This window comes from Lelliottia sp. RWM.1, from assembly GCF_016859735.1.
Taxonomy (GTDB): domain Bacteria; phylum Pseudomonadota; class Gammaproteobacteria; order Enterobacterales; family Enterobacteriaceae; genus Enterobacter.
Genome location: NZ_WLVC01000022.1, coordinates 47,809 through 64,123 on the forward strand (window position 1 = coordinate 47,809; position 16,315 = coordinate 64,123).

Below are 16,315 nucleotides of genomic sequence, written 5' to 3' on the forward strand. Positions count from 1 at the left end.
ATGCTGGAACAAATGGGTGCAGCGGCCAAAGCTGCCTCTTACAAGCTGGCGCTCCTTTCCAGCCGCGAGAAAAACCGTGTGCTGGAAAAAATCGCTGACTACCTGGAATCGCAGTCCACTGAGATTTTGCGTGCCAACGAGCAAGACTTAGCCGAGGCCCGTGCTAACGGTCTGAGTGAAGCTATGCTCGACCGTCTGGCGCTGACGCCTGCACGTCTTAAAGGCATTGCTGATGATGTTCGCCAGGTGTGCAACCTGGCCGATCCTGTTGGGCAGGTGATTGATGGCGGGCTGCTCGACAGCGGTTTACGTCTTGAGCGTCGTCGCGTTCCGCTGGGCGTTATTGGTGTGATTTATGAAGCCCGTCCGAATGTGACAGTCGATGTAGCCTCTTTGTGCCTGAAAACGGGTAACGCCGCCATCCTGCGTGGTGGTAAAGAGACATGGCGTACCAACGCCGCGACGGTGAACGTTATTCAGCAGGCGCTGGAAGAGTGTGGCTTACCGGCGGGTGCGGTTCAGGCAATTGAAAGCCCGGATCGTGCGTTGGTGAATGAAATGCTGCGCATGGATAAATACATCGACATGCTGATCCCGCGTGGCGGCGCAGGCTTACACAAATTATGCCGCGAGCAGTCAACCATTCCGGTGATCACCGGCGGTATCGGTGTATGTCACATCGTGGTGGACGATACCGCAGAGATTGCCCCCGCACTGAAGATTATCGTTAACGCCAAAACTCAGCGTCCCAGCACCTGTAATACGGTGGAAACGCTGCTGGTGCATCAGGACATTGCGAATACTTTCCTGCCTGCATTGAGTAAACAGATGGCGGAGAGTGGCGTGACGTTACATGCGGACGCTAATGCATTGCCACTGTTGAAAGACGGCCCGGCGTCTGTTGTTCCAGTAAAAGCCGAACAATACGATGATGAGTTCCTGTCACTGGATTTGAACGTGAAGCTGGTTGCAGACCTGGATGACGCCATTGCGCACATCCGTGAACATGGTACACACCATTCCGACGCCATTCTGACTCGAACGCTGCGCAATGCTGATCGTTTTGTGAACGAAGTGGATTCTTCTGCCGTATACGTGAACGCCTCGACGCGCTTCACCGATGGTGGGCAGTTTGGCCTGGGGGCAGAAGTTGCTGTCAGTACTCAGAAGCTGCATGCGCGCGGTCCGATGGGCCTCGAAGCGCTGACTACCTACAAGTGGATCGGCTTCGGCGATGATACGATTCGTGCGTAAATAAATCGAGGGTGATGCAAAAGTAGGCACTTGATTCATAAGCCTATTGACGCATCACCCCGTTAGATCTACTCTCTTGCCCCGTGGTTACACTCGTAACCGGCCTCTCAGGGCCGATATAGCTCAGTTGGTAGAGCAGCGCATTCGTAATGCGAAGGTCGTAGGTTCGACTCCTATTATCGGCACCAGTTAAATCAATCAGTTATGATGAAAATCACTCTTGCCTATTACACGAAAATTTTCCGTGTAACTGTATGTGTAAGTGGTTTTTATCAACGTATATCAACAAAAAAATAGCTATTGCAGCCATCTTGGCTTCACATCAATATTGGTTGTCAATCGAAAGATATAGCCTGATGAGTAGGTCACTACCTTCATCTCTTCTCTGAATAAATTGCATCGAACAATGTTCGCTGAACAATTCAGTTCGTTGTGTGCAGTAAAGCTTCACCGTAATGAAAAAGCGCCCACCAGGTAATGGCAGGCGCATTATGCAATAAGTAAGCAAGGGAGAAAGTTCAGGAATGTAAATCAGGAAGGTGGTACGCAATATTCAGCGTACTGAGTTGTCACGGTTTTGTCGCAACAAGCCAGTTGCCTGCCGCGCTCGCAAAATATCAACGGCCCGAAGATAAGGGGATTGTTCCTGCCAGCAAAATCCCTTCCTGTCGATACGAACCAGTTCGTATTTTTCCACCACAAAATTTACGGCATCAGCCAGCGTGATCCCGGCGTCGATATGTTCCTGTATAACTCGTTCCTCACTGAATGGTGTGTCGTTGAGGCTCAGACCATAGTGCTGTTCCAGCAGGCGTGTAAGCAGCATTTGCCAGACAGCCACAGGCGACAGGCATGGCGTTGCCGCCCGCCGGTTTTTTGCAGGTAAGGTTTTCATTTTTTCTCTCGTGTGAATTTAAGGGGTTAGCGTTGCACAGGGTAAATCACGATATAGACGTAACCGTGTGAACCCAGAGTGTCGGCTTCGCAGGTGAAACCGTTGTGATACAGCGTGACGCAGTGCGAATGACGAGGATTCAGTTCACCCGTAGTCAGCATTGATTCCATCTGGTTGATAAAAAGCGGGAATGCTTCATCCAGCGCCAGACATTCGATGTCACTGAACTGACCAGTGATGCTGGCCCGGTCAGCCAGATAGTGCAGACGCTTGCCATCCTGCACCAGACGTGCGCCAATGCAGGGCGCGATATCGCGTTTCAGTCCCCACCAGCATTCGGCAATGTCTTGATTTGTCAGTGATGTTGTCTTCCGCAATGTTGTGCTCCTCAAACGTGAATTAATTAAGCGTGACACAACGCAGGGCCACATACGGACCGTTACGGTCCTGCCGACGTTCCGCGAAGACGGCCAGTACCCCACTGATATCCTGTACCTCGCGACCAGCGTAGTGGCAGACACTGCCGGACCATTGATATTTCCCGGTGCAGAAGCGAAACAGGCGGGACTGCGGATGCTGGCGGTATATCGTCATCGCCTGACGTTTACTGATGATTTTCATGGTGTTTCTCCTTACAGCCAGCCATGTTCGGCAAACGATACAATATCCATCCCGCCGACAATCAGATGGTCCAGCAGCCGGACCTCCACCAGGGCCAGTGCCTGCATAAGGCGCTGCGTGATGGTTTTATCTGCCTGGCTGGCTGTGGGGGCACCGGAAGGATGGTTGTGAGCGACTATCACTGCCGCTGCATTGAAGTGCAGGGCACGTTTTACCACTTCACGGGGATGGACTTCGGTACTGCTGATGGAGCCGGTGAACAGGGTTTCATGGGCAATCAGCTGGTGCTGCTGATTCAGATACAGCACCATAAACACTTCGCGCTCCAGCGTGGCAAGTTGCAGGCGCAGCCAGTCCCTGACTGCCGCAGTGGACGTAAAGGGCACGCCCGGCTCCCGCAGGTGGTGCTCAAGTAACGATAACGCCCGCTTAACCGTTCGTTGAGTGGTTAACGGCAGGGTGTTGCATGTCGGGAAAGAAGATATGGGCATAGTGTTCTCTCTGGTCAATGGCAGGCGATAAACGTGACAGGGGTTACTGCGACGACAGTGACGCGTGTCGGCAAATCCCACAGGACATCAAGCCGGGACAGTTCAATGGTATTCATGGCGGAAGCCTCGGGGCGTGATGTGGCGAATGGCGGACGGACAGACTGTGTAATGCGTTAAGAATAAAGAAAAGCCCTGATGCGCATATGCAACAGGGCTGACGGGATAACCTGAGTAAAACGGCTGTCAGGGCTGGTCGAGGCAGTCCTGCCAGGTGACGTCTTTCAGTGCGTCATGGAGGCCACGGGCACTGAACGGTTTTGACTCACCCGACTGGAAGGTGGTGAAGGCGACGTTGTCTTGCGCACGGGTTTGCTTCAGGGCGTCGAATGCCAGTTGTGCCGGGATGGCCTCGCCGGGTAGCAGTGATTCATTCTCAAGCGCGTATTTCTCATTGTTTATCAGAAGATACACATCACTCATCCCCTCATCAGAGGTGGCACGGTAATCCTCTTTCGGGACCTGCCAGGCCACGACCATCTTTTTGTTGCTGCAACTGATTGTCAGCTTTTCCCCGGCCTGATTGTCACTGCTGAGCGCAAACTCCATACCGCCCGTATTGCCGTACCAGTCGCCCCACTGCTGTTCAGTCACCGTCGCGTGAGTAAAAGAGGAGACCAGCAGAGACAGTGCTGGTAAACATTGTTTGATTTTCATTCAGTTATCCTTTTCATGTCATTAGCGCTGATTCAGTTTTTCGTTATACGCCGCTATCTGTGCTTTTAACTGTGCCAGCGCGGACGCTGCAATATCGGCGTCAACACGGATAAAATCCTCCTGAATCACGCTGAACCTGACCGGCATTTTAAATGTGCTGGCACCCGGTCCCCGCAGAATGGCCGTGCCTGTCTGAGTGTTGTCACTGACCTGCTGCGCATTTTCAATCATCTGGCATGACACATTTTCATGAATCGAATCCCATACTTTTTGACCAATGGCCCTGCAGGCGGCTGAATGATATTGCGTGAGGTTAAGATGCGCCTTTTTCGCATTATCAAACTCGCTCTCTTTTTGCGGGTGGGTATTGTAGTAATCGCGCTTTTTCTGTAACTGCTCTTCCCGGCGCTTCTGTGCCTGTTGTTGGTTGAGCCGCTCAATTTCATCCGTATCCGGACGGGCGGTAATCACCCCGTCACTGAAGGTCATGCGCACCGGGTAGATGTTGCCGTTGCTCAGGTTTGCCACTGCCAGATAACGTCCTTCGGATAAGGTGCGGGTGACATTCACTGACAGACAGGACTCCCGCGAGTTGAGGTTTTCCAGCATATCGTTGACGGCCATACAGCCGGATGATTTTACCGTCGTCTCCGGTGAGGCCGCAAAGGCTGAGCCTGTCACCATAACCAGCAGAGGTAATAATGTAATCAGTTTCATTTTTTCTTTCCTGAAATCAGACGAACCACTTTGATGAAGACGTAAATGCCCACCACAATGCCCAGCGGTAAACCGATGAACGGCGTCAGTGCAACGCTTGCCGCCCCGACAGTGCCACCGCCGGTCAACAGGGCGGCGATGGTGGCAAGCGTCAGGGCGGTGATATTGTCGGACACCCCGGTTTTGTTCAGAATAATGACGAAGACAACAATGGCGATAATGGCAATGAATGGCATTGGCTCTCCCTGCGGATGAGTTGAGAAATCCCTGCGTTATTCCGGTTTGCTATCCGCCGGAACAAACGCAAGCAGTGACTGCTGAATAAAGCGAAAATGGGGCAAGGCCTGAATGAACACCGGGTCTTCCGCCAGACGACACAGGCTGTCATTACGCCGGAAAGACTCCTGCAGCGGCTGAACCAGATGAATTTCATCCAGCGTGAACACGGCAATATGCCCGCCATGCTCGGCGACCAGATACCAGGTCTGCAGGTGGATAAGTAACCGGCACGGGGCCAGTCGCTCACAACGCTGCCCGTCAGCAAGCAGGGTGACGCATCTGCGGTCAGTAATCGCCTGCACCAGCCGCCAGAAGGACAGCGGCTCTGACGGCGAAGACACCGGGTTAGCCGGTGGTATAACGCAGGGCGCTTCATCACACATCAGCAGGGCATTCACCAGTCGGCGGTCAAGACCGGGGAACAGCCCGGCCAGCCCGCTGCGATGAGCAAAGATAAGCACATCAGGCACCATCTGCATCTCACTGCCAGCGGTACGCAGGCGGCAGTAACCGGACTGATATTCCAGGTCCAGATACATCAGACGCTCACGAAAATCCCGCCGCAGCGTGCGCACCGAGACGCCAAATTCGACCGCCAGCTTGCGCACACTCAGTGTTTCTCCGGCCACCAGGCGGCTGATTATCAGTGACAGCCTGACAGCCAGCCGGTCATGGCGGCGTTCTGCCTGTGTCATGAAAGGTTCTCCGTGAAGGTTAACTGACTGAAAATGATGTGATTACTTTAAAGAGGGGGACGGTCAGGGTATGGACACAGCAGTAACTATTTTTCATTTCTGCAAATGTGAGGTGTGGCGGGGGTTACAGGCCATCCCCGATGGAGTGAAGCCCGACAGCACGTCGCAATGCGGACAGGTAGTGTCCGATATTAACAACGTGGCAACATGAAACGGCTACTGCAGTTGTGTCAGCAGTGTTTCCGCCATCACCCACAGTGCCCGGTTGAGCTTCACATCCCCGTCAATGCCACGTACGGCGCGGGTATGTGTCCGTCCGCCTTTGACATTACGGCCACTGAGCCCGCCTTTAATCAGGTTCTCCTGAATACGCTGAAAAGTCGTCCACAGGTCATTGCTCTCATCCTGCCAGCGGCGCGGGGAGAGTATCTGCGCTTCGGTTACCGGCTGGTGGTCTTCACCAAAGCGGTAGGTCAGTGCCGCTGTTGCCAGCGCCTGCTGTGCGGGAGGCGGCAACAGCAACGACTGCATCGCATCCTGCTTCTCCTCCACCCTGTCAAAAATCCCCAGCACTTCGTACGCCCCCTCAATCACCTGACTCACCACATCCCCCTTGTGTGGCACCCTGACCTCAGCAAATGATTCACCGCAGACAAGACCGTTCTGGCACACCGCCCTGAACAGGCCCGGCAGCATCTGGTACGAACTGGTGCCATCGTGTGAATTCAGCAAAATGATTTCCGGCACCTGCTTACCGGTTATCTGGCCCTCACGGCGCAGACGCAGCATGTGCTTAGTGTGTTCGCGGCGACCCGGGTCACGCACACGGGTCTGACAGGCAAAGAACGGCTGGAAGCCTTCCCGCTGCAGACTGTCGAGCAGGGAGATAGTGGGTATATACGTGTAGCGGTCACTGCGGGATGTGTGTTTGTCCTCGCTGAATACGCTGGGTACCACGCGAAACAACTCCTCGCGGGTTAACGGACGGTCACGACGGATAAGGTTTGCTGCGCCAAAGCGCGAAGCCAGACGGGTCATAAGCAGACTCCTCATAACGGGAAAAACAATAAAAGAAAGCCCCGTCGCGCAGGCGACAGGGCTCGGGAACGAACAAACAAGCGTTAAATGTTCAGAAGAAGAAATTCCACACGGCACGGGCAACAGACACCACGGTGGTGCGGACGGCCTGTATTACGGACCGCACCGGAGCCGGTATCAGTGGAAAAGCACTTACTGCGTCCAGTACCGCGCTGACCGTTTCACCAAAATCGTTACGCGCTTTCTCCTGGACTGCGGTCGTACGAAAGGGTGACTGCAGTTGCGCCACTACCGGACTGCTGGCTTCACGGGGCAGGCAGCGGATCATCCGTTCGGCCATTATCCGCAATCCCCACCTGGCCCGGACCGATACGGCACACACCGGATGCACCGGCTGAAACAGTTCATGCAGCAGGCCGATTTTGTGACTGATATTCTGCTTCTGTGCTGTGGACAATTGTCCGTTACCGCTGGTGGGTTCGGTCTTATCCGACTGGCTGATAACAAACAGCACCTTATGCCGGTATGCTTCACCAATCACCCGACGGTAAAAATGCTCATCCACCGCCAGTGCCCGATCATCAGCCTTGATCAGCCACAGTACCAGGTCGAGCCGGGGAAGTTGCTGACGGTAAAGTGCAGCATATTCCGCATCGCGTGAACGACTTTCCCCGACACCGGGTAAATCCACCAGAGTCATCACACGCTCTCCCACCTGCAGGCAAAAACGCAGTGGCTCACGGGTACAGGCAGCCACGTCACTGACCGGCGATACCTCACCGGCAAAGAGGGCGTTGCACAGACTGGATTTACCTGCACCGGTTTTGCCCATAATGCCTATTGCTGGCTCGTAGTCTGTTAACTGGTTTATTTGCTGCAGAATCCGCTCTGATGCCCATTGTGGCAGACCAGAAAGCGATTGCTGAAATGACTTCAAACCTTCAGGATTGTTCATTACTACTCCTCTGAAAAATAATACAAAAACGGCAGAATCGTGGGATTCTGCCGTTAATCAGGTATGTTCAGAAGAATGATATATATCTGAAAATAATTTGAATTAAGGTAGGTGACGAGCCACTGCCGCCTGTGCTCCCGGTCCCTGAGTCGTTGGGTAATTCTGGTATCGCTCATCCCCAGAACAGTAGATAAGGGCAAATTGCCTGAGGGGCTATAGGGCATTGGGCAGCAAGGTTTTATAGTTGGATGGCATAAATATAACGGTATAGAAGCATCAGCCTATACGATGACTGCCTACGTTTAATACATAAATTCTAGCTGTTACATAAGTATTAATGCTGATTATCATCAATTTGATTATAACCATGGCATTTTATGGATTATCATATTAAATATTCATTTTTTCCTATAGTGATGATTCATGCTTGGTTCCCCATCTAAGCGGCTTGAGGACTTGAGTCTGGTTCAGCGAGAGCGGCTGGCCTACATAGATTTTCGGCTCTACTTCTTCGGTGAGATCGGTCGCCCAGATCTGATTGAGCGCTTCGGCGTGGCTCCAGCAGGGGCGACTCGCGATTTGGCTTTGTACCGGGAAATCGTGCCGCATAACATCACCTTCGATGGTAGCAACAAGATCTATCGCATCGGGCAGGCGTTTTCCCCGTTGTTCAAACACGCATCGCAGCGTGTTCTGTCGGCGCTGGCTCTCGGCTTTGGCGATGGCGTGAACGGCTCAATGCAGGCGCTGCTACCATGTGAATCCCCCGCAGCCCTGTGCATCCCCAAGATGGATGTGTTAGCAGCGATTTGCCGAGCCATCCACGCCAAACGACCTGTCGCCATCCGCTACCACTCGATGAGCGGCGGCGAGTCCGAGCGGGTAATTGTGCCCTTTGCCTTGGTTGATACCGGCCTGCGCTGGCACGTCCGGGCCTTTGATCGCAAGAGTAGAGAGTTTCGGGATTTCGTCGTCACCCGCATCGAAGCACCAACATTGCTCGACGAGGAGCCACAGGCCAACGAACGGCAGGATAACGACATCCAGTGGACGCGCATCGTCGAGCTGGATTTCGTGCCGCACCCGAGCGTTGAGCGGCCCGATATTATCAAGATGGACTACGGGATGACAGATGGTTCGATCAGAATGCGCGTTCGCGCTGCGGTGGTGGGCTATATGTTGCAGCGCTGGCGGGTAGACTGCTCACCCGATCATTGCCTTCGTGGACCGGAGTACCGGTTATGGCTCAAAGATCATCTCGCAATTTACGGCGTGAAAAATGCCTTACTGGCACCAGGCTATAGCGCCACTAAAAAGGCTGACTATTAATGGAACTGATCGACAACATCAACCGCCTGCTCGGAGACGACCTAAAGCAGACGCTCAAACCTGGTGCTCGCCTGAAGATCGCCGCTTCCTGCTTTTCGATGTACGCGTTCGAAGCGCTCAAAGCAGAGCTGGAAAAAATCGATGAGCTGCAATTCATCTTTACCTCGCCGACGTTTACCGCTAACGAGGTTACCGACAAAATTCGCAAGGAACGCAAAGAATTCCACATACCGAAGGCTGACCGCGAACGGAGCTTGTACGGGAGTGAGTTCGAAATTCAGCTGCGTAACAAACTGACCCAGCGCGCAATTGCAAAAGAGTGCGCGGACTGGATGCGGCGCAAGGCAACATTCAAGTCCAATCGCAGCAAGGCACCGATGCAGCAGTTTACTTGCATTCAGGCTGCTGCCGCAGATACTGCCTACATGCCACTGCACGGCTTTACCGCCGTCGATCTCGGCTACCAGCAGGGCAACGCTGTCTCCAACTTCGTCAACAAGATGGACGAGCCGACGTTTACGGCGACCTACCTCAGTCTGTTTAACCAGATCTGGCAAGACCCCGAGAAGCTGGAGGATGTAACGGCGCAGATCTGCGACCACATTGCGTCCATCTACCAGGAAAACTCGCCCGAGAGCATCTACTTCCTGATGCTCTACAATATCTTCAATGAGTTTCTGGACGACATCAACGAGGATGTCCTGCCGAACGACCGCACGGGCTATCAAGACACGCTCATCTGGAACAAACTCTTCAATTACCAGAAAGATGCTGCCACCGGGATCATCAACAAACTTGAGAGCTACAGCGGCTGTATCCTGGCCGACAGCGTGGGCCTGGGCAAGACTTTCACCGCGCTAGCCGTGATAAAATATTACGAACTACGCAACAAGTCAGTTCTGGTGTTATGCCCCAAGAAGCTGGCGGACAACTGGCTGAACTACAGCCGTAACCTCAAGACCAATATATTTGCTCGCGACCGGTTCAACTACGACGTGCTTTGTCATACCGACCTCAGCCGTACGAGCGGTGAGTCGTTCGGCACACCGCTGAATCGCATCAACTGGGGCAACTACGACCTCGTCGTCATCGACGAGTCGCACAACTTCCGCAACAATGACGCCTATAAGGATAAGGAAACCCGCTACCAGAAGCTGATGAACAAGGTTATCAAGGAGGGTGTGAAAACCAAGGTGCTGATGCTTTCGGCCACTCCGGTGAACAACCGCTTCAACGACCTGCGCAACCAACTGGCTCTGGCCTACGAAGGCGATTCCGAAAGCCTCAACAAGAAGCTGCGTACCGGCAAGACGGTAGAGGACATTTTCCGTGGTGCACAGGCTAGCTTCAATGCATGGGCAAAGCTTCCATCGGAAGAGCGCACAGCGCGGGCCATCCTGGATTCGTTGGACTTCGACTTCTTCGAACTGCTCGACAGCGTCACCATCGCACGTTCGCGCAAGCATATTCAGACTTTCTACGATACCAAGGAAATCGGCCAATTCCCTGAGCGCCGCAAACCCTTGTCGTTCCACAGCCCGCTCACGCAGCGAACAGATGTGATGAGCTTCAACGAAATTTTCGAGCAGCTGTCTTTACTCAAGCTCGCTGTTTACGCCCCGATCAGCTACATCCTGCCCAGTCGACTCAAGAAGTACGAGGAGATGTACGACACTCAGGTTGCAGGGAAAGGTAAGCTTAAACAAATCGACCGTGAAAAGAGTCTGCAGGCATTGATGACGACCAACCTGCTCAAGCGCCTGGAAAGCTCGATTGAGTCTTTCCGCTTGACGCTCAAGTCCCTGCGCGCGAACCACACGAATACGCTGGCCAAGATCAGCACTTTCAATGAGACTGGCGGCCTCAGTGGCATTGACAGCAGAATAAATGACCTGACCGACCAGTTAGAAAACCTCGAAGCGGACGACGACCTGCCAATCTATGGCGACAGTGAAATCGGTGGCAAGGTCAAAATCAGCCTCGCCGATATGGACTTGCCTTCTTGGGAGCACGAGCTGAAGGTAGATCTGGAAATCATTGATGCCTTGCTGACGTCGATGAACAAGATCACGGCTGCCGATGATGCCAAACTGCAGCATCTCAAGACACTGGTTCTGGAGAAGATCGCAGCACCGCTGAATCCCGGCAACAAGAAGGTGCTGATCTTCACCGCCTTTGCCGACACCGCTGACTATCTGTATGCCAATTTAGCTCCGGAATTGCTGGCCACACAGACCTTGCACAGTGCAAAAGTCACCGGCAAAGGGGCGCCGAAGAGCACGCTCAAGAAGAGCTACGACTTCCAGGAACTGCTCACCCTCTTCTCGCCGCACTCGAAGGAGAAAGCCATCGTGCTGCCAAATGAGGAGGCAGAGATAGATGTGTTGATCGGCACCGATTGTATCTCTGAAGGCCAGAACCTGCAGGACTGCGACTACCTCATCAACTACGACATCCACTGGAACCCCGTGCGCATCATCCAACGCTTCGGCCGTGTGGATCGCATCGGCTCACCCAACAGCAGCATCCAACTGGTTAACTACTGGCCAGACATCTCTCTCGACGAATACATCAACCTGAAGGAACGGGTTGAGAGCCGAATGATGATTGCCGATGTTACAGCCACCGGTGACGACAATGTGCTGAGCGCCCAAGCCAACGATGTGTCTTATCGCAAAGAGCAATTACGACGTTTGCAAGAGGAAGTGATTGAGCTGGAAGACCTGAAAACCGGAGTGTCGATTACTGATCTCGGGCTCAATGACTTCCGAATGGACTTGCTCAACTATGTGAAAGTCAATGGCGAATTGAGCAACGTGCCAAGTGGGATGCACGCCGTAGTGCCTGCCAAGCCGGAGATGGGCCTACGCCCGGGTGTGATCTTCACGCTACGCAACCGGAATCCAAGCGTCAACGTCAGTCAGCACAACCGCCTGCACCCTTATTACCTCGTCTACATTAATCGCGAGGGGGAAGTCATTCACGATCACACCGAAGTCAAACGTTTGCTGGATCTGGTTCGCACCTGCTGCAAAGGACAAGCCCAGCCTATTACAGATGCCTGTCTCTTGTTCAATAAGGAAACGGCCGATGGCCGCAAGATGCAGATGTATTCGGACCTGCTTGGCAAAGCCATCCGCTCAATGATCGAGGTGAAGGAAGAGAAGGATCTGGACAGCCTCTTCTGCAGCGGAAAGACCACCGCGTTGGTCAACACTATCGTCGGACTGGACGACTTCGAACTGATTACCTTCCTCGTGATTCAGGAGGCCGGATGAGTCAGTCTTCGAGATTTGAGTCGAATACCGCGTTCATCAACTATCCGAAGCAGGCTATCTTTGGTCGTACCCTGCCAAAGAATAAGATCTACGAACACAGCGGTGCCAATAAAAGGCTGAAGGACTTGTTCGTCGAGCAGGTGGAGCAGATCGTCTGGCAATACAAGTTGGCTCCGGAAACGATCAACCTGCCCGCCAGGCCGGGAGTACCAGAGCTTCAGATTTTCTCAATCCAGCTCAAGACATCGGAGCTGAATCTGGACGTTTTGCGTTGCATCGATGGCGCGGTGCAGTTTCCCATCATCTTCGAGCTGAGCTTTGATGGCCGAACAAAAGTGATCGCTGCATACAAACGCCCCAATGAGTCAGACGCAAGTCGTTGGGTCTTGAGTGGCTACTTTGCGACAGCCTGGTTGCCGAGTCATAGTGAGCGCGCCGCCATGCCCTTAGCACTCGACCTGGGCGGCTTGTATGAACAGGTGCTTCACCGCCTGATCCCCACACCCGCGCGCCTACAAGAAAGTCTCGCGGACTTGGTCGCACGTGTCGAACTGGTTGCAGCCAAGCAGCGTGAGGTTGAGAAAGCTGCCAGTAGACTTGCAAAAGAAAAACAATTCAACCGCAAGGTAGAGATCAACGCCGAACTGCGGATGTTGAAAGTTGAACTGGAAGAGCTCAAACATTGATAGATCACAACAGGTGTAAGGGAATAAAACTGAAATGAAGATTCAATCCGTTGGCATCAAGAACTTCCGGGCACTCAAAGACGTCACGATTCCCTTCGACTCCGTTACGACGTTCATAGGGCCCAATGGCGCTGGCAAGTCGACAGTGCTACATGCACTCGATTGGTTCTTTAACGGCAAGCCCGGCTCGCTAACAGAGAAAGACTGCTCTTTTGGAGAGACTAACGAAGACATCGAGGTGCAAGTCACGTTCGCAGATCTCACCGAAAAGGATCGGGAGGCGCTTGGTAAGTACACTCCAGAGGGCGCTGCTACATTCACGGCGTGGAAGCGCCGTTCGGCTGACGGCACCGATGTGCTCTCTGCAAACGCAAAGGGATTCCCAGAGTTCAACGCAATCAAAACTGCAAATGGTGTAGCGGCGAAGAGGGAGCTTTATACCAATCTCAGAACTAGTCTCCCAGAGCTGGAGCTTCCTACAGCCACTACCGGTACAGCCATTGACCAGGCAATGACTACTTGGGAAGCATCACATACAGAACTACTCGTAGACGCCCCCGAATCATTGCAGACCAACTTTTTCGGTTTCAACAGCGGCGGCAAGATGAGTGGCCTTTTCGATTTCGTGCTGGTGACTGCAGACCTTCGCGCAAGTGAAGAATCAATCGACGGAAAGTCGAGCATCATTGGACGCATTCTTGAGCGTTCGGTTGATCGTGCTTCAGCTGATGAAGAGATTGCGAAGATCGTCGAGGAATCACGAATACAACAGCAAAAGGTGTACGACGAGAAATTCAAAGCACAACTTGATGTCATGACGACTCAGCTTAACGCGGTCGTTACGTCCTATTCACCGGGTCGGGCAGTCACTGTTGCCCCAGCTGAGGTGGAGCTCAAAGCCCCCAAGACCACGTTCGAAGTAGCCGTGCTCGATGGCACAACCGAAACAGCGGTAGAGCGACAGGGGCATGGTTTTCAGCGGACGATTTTGATCTCGGCGCTCCAGCTCTTGGCACAGTCCGGCTCTGCATCAGCCAACGGGGTCATCTGCTTGGCAATCGAGGAGCCAGAACTCTTTCAGCACCCGATTCAGGCACAGGCGTTTGCAAAAGTGCTCCGCTCACTTGTCGAAGACCCCGACAAGTGTATCCAGGTGACGTATGCGACACACAGCCCTTATTTTCTTGAGGCCCGCCATTTTGATCAAGTCAGGCGATTGACGCGATCATCTGGAGAGACTCCGGCTGTGACTATCCACTTTGCCTCCGTTGATGATGTAAAGACCAGATTGCACCAGATAGTGAACACTGATGTTGTCGAACGTCAGTTAGATGGCATCGTTTCAGATCAGCTGGCTGTAGCCCTCTTTGCCCATCGCGCTTTTCTTGTGGAGGGTACCACCGAGTCATCGGTGTTCCACGGTATAGGCGACAAAATATCTCCTGGTGCGCTTGAAGCCGCTGGCATTTCCATTGTCCCAGTCGGAGGCAAGACTTCGATCCCTCTTGTCCATGCCATCCTGTCCGCACTCGGTATCCCGGTTTATGCGCTTTTCGATGCTGACAGAGCATGTGCGGCACGAGCAAAAGCCAAAGGAAAACAGCAAAACAAGATCGATGAAGAACTTGCAAAAAACGCCCGGGAAAATCGGACCACTCTGAAATACTTCGGCATTGCTGAAGAGGATTTTCCGGAAGCTGTCGTCGGCGACACAGTCGCCATTTTTGAAGACCATCTGGAATCATTTCTCGTAGCCAACTGGCCTGAGTGGCTAGCCGCCTGCAGTGAAATCGAGGTTGCCACAGGTATCAGTCTCTCGAAGAACCAACTCGCATACCGCACGGCGACACTCAAAGCCGCAGGGGCGGTGCCAGAGATGCTCCAGCAAATTTTGGCCAAGGTAGAAGGAAAATGACTATGCATGAAATCATCTGCCCCCATTGCGGCAAGGCTTTCAAGATTGATGAAGCTGGTTACGCAGACATTCTTAAACAGGTTCGCGATGCTGACTTTGAGAAGCAGCTACATGAACGCCTTGAGCTGGCCGAAAGGGACAAGCAAAACGCGGTCGAACTGGCTCAAGCTAAGGTTACCAGCGAATTGCAGAAGGCTGCTTCTGCAAAGGATGCCGAAATCCAGGCATTAAAAGCCAGGTTGGATGCAGGAGAGGTTGCGCAAAAACTTGCTGTCAGTGAGGCGCTGAGCGCGGTAGAAAAAGATCGCGATGCGCTGGCGAACGCACTGGAAAAAGCACAGCAAGAGAATGAAACTAAAGCTCAACTGGCCGAGGCGAAGCGATTAAGTGATCTACAGCAAGCCGAGGCCACCAAGGATGCGGAGATTCAGCGTCTGCAGGCCAAGCTTGCAGCGGGCGAAGTTGCCCAAAAGCTCGCGCTCACCGAAGCGGTCAGCGTGGTGACGAAGGAACGTGACGAACTCAAGAGTGGACTAGATCGAGCTGCGCTGGAAAAGCAACTTGCCGAGACCGCACTCAAAGATAAATATGAAACACAGCTCAAAGATCGCGATGGTGAGATTGTGCGTCTTCGGGACATGAAGGCACGGCTGTCGACCAAGATGATTGGGGAAACCCTGGAGCAGCATTGCGAGATTGAGTTTAACCGTCTCCGGGCCACCGCATTCCCAAAGGCCTACTTCGAAAAAGACAACGACGTGCGTACCGGCAGCAAGGGCGACTACATCTTCCGGGATATGGATGATGCAGGCACCGAGATCGTCTCGATCATGTTCGAGATGAAGAATGAAGGTGACGAAACAGCCACCAAGAAGAAAAACGAAGACTTCTTCAAGGAGCTCGACAAGGACCGCACCGAAAAAGGCTGCGAATACGCCGTGCTGGTATCCCTGCTGGAGCCCGACAGTGAGCTTTACAACGCCGGGATCGTTGACGTGTTTCACCGCTACCCGAAGATGTACGTCGTTCGGCCACAGTTCTTCATCCCCATCATCACGCTGCTACGCAATGCGGCGATGAAGTCACTTCAATACAAGTCCGAGTTGGCGCTGGTGAAGGCGCAGAACATCGACATCACCCAATTTGAAACCCAGCTCGATGACTTCAAGACTGCATTCGGTCGCAACTGGCGTTTGGCTTCAGATGGGTTTGAAGAAGCGGTCAAGCGCATCGACGAAGCCATCAAGGATCTTGAAAAGACCAAAGAAGCCCTGCACAAGTCGGCTAACAATCTACGGCTTGCCAACGATAAAGCTGAAGACCTGACAGTCAAGCGGCTCACCCGCGGCAACCCAACAATGGCCGCCAAATTTGCCGAGCTCAAACACCAAAACAATTCTGACGCCGAATAAAGCCAGCCCAGAAAGAATTAGGACACTGCGCAATAA

At 53.2% G+C, this 16,315-nt stretch carries 16 protein-coding genes and 1 tRNA gene; 7 read left to right on the forward strand and 10 right to left on the reverse strand.

Translation table 11 applies throughout. The features are described 5' to 3' along the window. Together proA and GF617_RS15955 are read left to right on the forward strand one after the other, a co-directional pair. Entirely contained in the window at positions 1-1,254 is a 1,254-nt protein-coding gene (gene proA / locus GF617_RS15950) for a glutamate-5-semialdehyde dehydrogenase (protein ID WP_181622380.1), read from the forward strand. A gap of 112 nt (positions 1,255-1,366) precedes the next feature. Beyond that, a tRNA-Thr gene (locus GF617_RS15955) sits at positions 1,367-1,442 on the forward strand. 365 nt (positions 1,443-1,807) lie between these two features. Here GF617_RS15955 and GF617_RS15960 read toward each other — a convergent pair. The 10 genes from GF617_RS15960 to GF617_RS16005 all read right to left on the reverse strand — a co-directional run bounded on the left by GF617_RS15960 (position 1,808) and on the right by GF617_RS16005 (position 7,659). Further along, entirely contained in the window at positions 1,808-2,149 is a 342-nt protein-coding gene (locus tag GF617_RS15960) for a TA system toxin CbtA family protein (protein WP_203452061.1), read from the reverse strand. A 26-nt stretch (positions 2,150-2,175) separates the two neighbouring features. After that, positions 2,176-2,526: a type IV toxin-antitoxin system YeeU family antitoxin gene (locus GF617_RS15965; protein ID WP_304605061.1), complete on the reverse strand. Its 351-nt coding sequence runs from the start codon at positions 2,524-2,526 to the stop codon at positions 2,176-2,178. A gap of 22 nt (positions 2,527-2,548) precedes the next feature. Then, on the reverse strand, positions 2,549-2,770 hold the full coding sequence (locus GF617_RS15970; protein WP_203452063.1) for a DUF987 domain-containing protein: 222 nt from the start codon (positions 2,768-2,770) through the stop codon (positions 2,549-2,551). Positions 2,771-2,781: 11 nt separating this feature from the next. Then, on the reverse strand, positions 2,782-3,261 hold the full coding sequence (gene radC / locus GF617_RS15975; protein ID WP_203452064.1) for a DNA repair protein RadC: 480 nt from the start codon (positions 3,259-3,261) through the stop codon (positions 2,782-2,784). Between the two features lie 243 nt (positions 3,262-3,504). Continuing rightward, positions 3,505-3,975, reverse strand: a complete 471-nt coding sequence (locus tag GF617_RS15980) for a hypothetical protein (protein ID WP_203452065.1) — start codon at positions 3,973-3,975, stop codon at positions 3,505-3,507. 21 nt (positions 3,976-3,996) lie between these two features. Continuing rightward, on the reverse strand, positions 3,997-4,692 hold the full coding sequence (locus tag GF617_RS15985; RefSeq protein ID WP_203452066.1) for a hypothetical protein: 696 nt from the start codon (positions 4,690-4,692) through the stop codon (positions 3,997-3,999). Beyond that, on the reverse strand, positions 4,689-4,928 hold the full coding sequence (locus GF617_RS15990; protein WP_203452067.1) for a hypothetical protein: 240 nt from the start codon (positions 4,926-4,928) through the stop codon (positions 4,689-4,691). Before GF617_RS15990 ends, GF617_RS15985 begins: the two co-directional genes overlap by 4 nt. Before the next feature lie 36 nt (positions 4,929-4,964). Continuing rightward, positions 4,965-5,666 carry a WYL domain-containing protein gene (locus GF617_RS15995; protein WP_203452068.1) on the reverse strand — a complete coding sequence of 234 codons (702 nt, stop codon included), beginning with the start codon at positions 5,664-5,666 and terminating at the stop codon, positions 4,965-4,967. A 216-nt stretch (positions 5,667-5,882) separates the two neighbouring features. Beyond that, positions 5,883-6,704: a DUF932 domain-containing protein gene (locus GF617_RS16000; protein ID WP_203452069.1), complete on the reverse strand. Its 822-nt coding sequence runs from the start codon at positions 6,702-6,704 to the stop codon at positions 5,883-5,885. Positions 6,705-6,795: 91 nt separating this feature from the next. Beyond that, a complete protein-coding gene (locus GF617_RS16005) occupies positions 6,796-7,659 on the reverse strand; it encodes a GTPase family protein (RefSeq protein ID WP_203452070.1) in 864 nt (287 codons plus the stop codon). A gap of 423 nt (positions 7,660-8,082) precedes the next feature. On the opposite strand from GF617_RS16005, the gene GF617_RS16010 reads away from it, so the two are divergent. Genes GF617_RS16010 through GF617_RS16030 form a run of 5 tightly spaced genes read left to right on the forward strand, consistent with a single transcriptional unit; the run spans position 8,083 to position 16,279 of the window. After that, the gene (locus GF617_RS16010) at positions 8,083-8,988 is read left to right on the forward strand and encodes a YafY family protein (RefSeq protein ID WP_203452071.1); all 906 of its coding nucleotides are present in this window, start codon (positions 8,083-8,085) and stop codon (positions 8,986-8,988) included. Next, a complete protein-coding gene (locus GF617_RS16015) occupies positions 8,988-12,266 on the forward strand; it encodes a helicase-related protein (RefSeq protein ID WP_203452072.1) in 3,279 nt (1,092 codons plus the stop codon). The genes GF617_RS16010 and GF617_RS16015 overlap by 1 nt, the downstream gene beginning before the upstream one ends. Further along, positions 12,263-12,952: a DUF4391 domain-containing protein gene (locus GF617_RS16020; protein ID WP_203452073.1), complete on the forward strand. Its 690-nt coding sequence runs from the start codon at positions 12,263-12,265 to the stop codon at positions 12,950-12,952. Before GF617_RS16015 ends, GF617_RS16020 begins: the two co-directional genes overlap by 4 nt. A 34-nt stretch (positions 12,953-12,986) precedes the next feature. Further along, complete coding sequence (locus tag GF617_RS16025; RefSeq protein WP_203452074.1) at positions 12,987-14,867, forward strand: ATP-dependent endonuclease; 1,881 nt, start codon at positions 12,987-12,989, stop codon at positions 14,865-14,867. A 2-nt stretch (positions 14,868-14,869) separates the two neighbouring features. Continuing rightward, positions 14,870-16,279, forward strand: coding sequence for a DUF2130 domain-containing protein (locus GF617_RS16030; protein ID WP_035339748.1), 1,410 nt, complete (start codon positions 14,870-14,872; stop codon positions 16,277-16,279). The last annotated feature ends 36 nt before the right edge of the window (positions 16,280-16,315 follow it).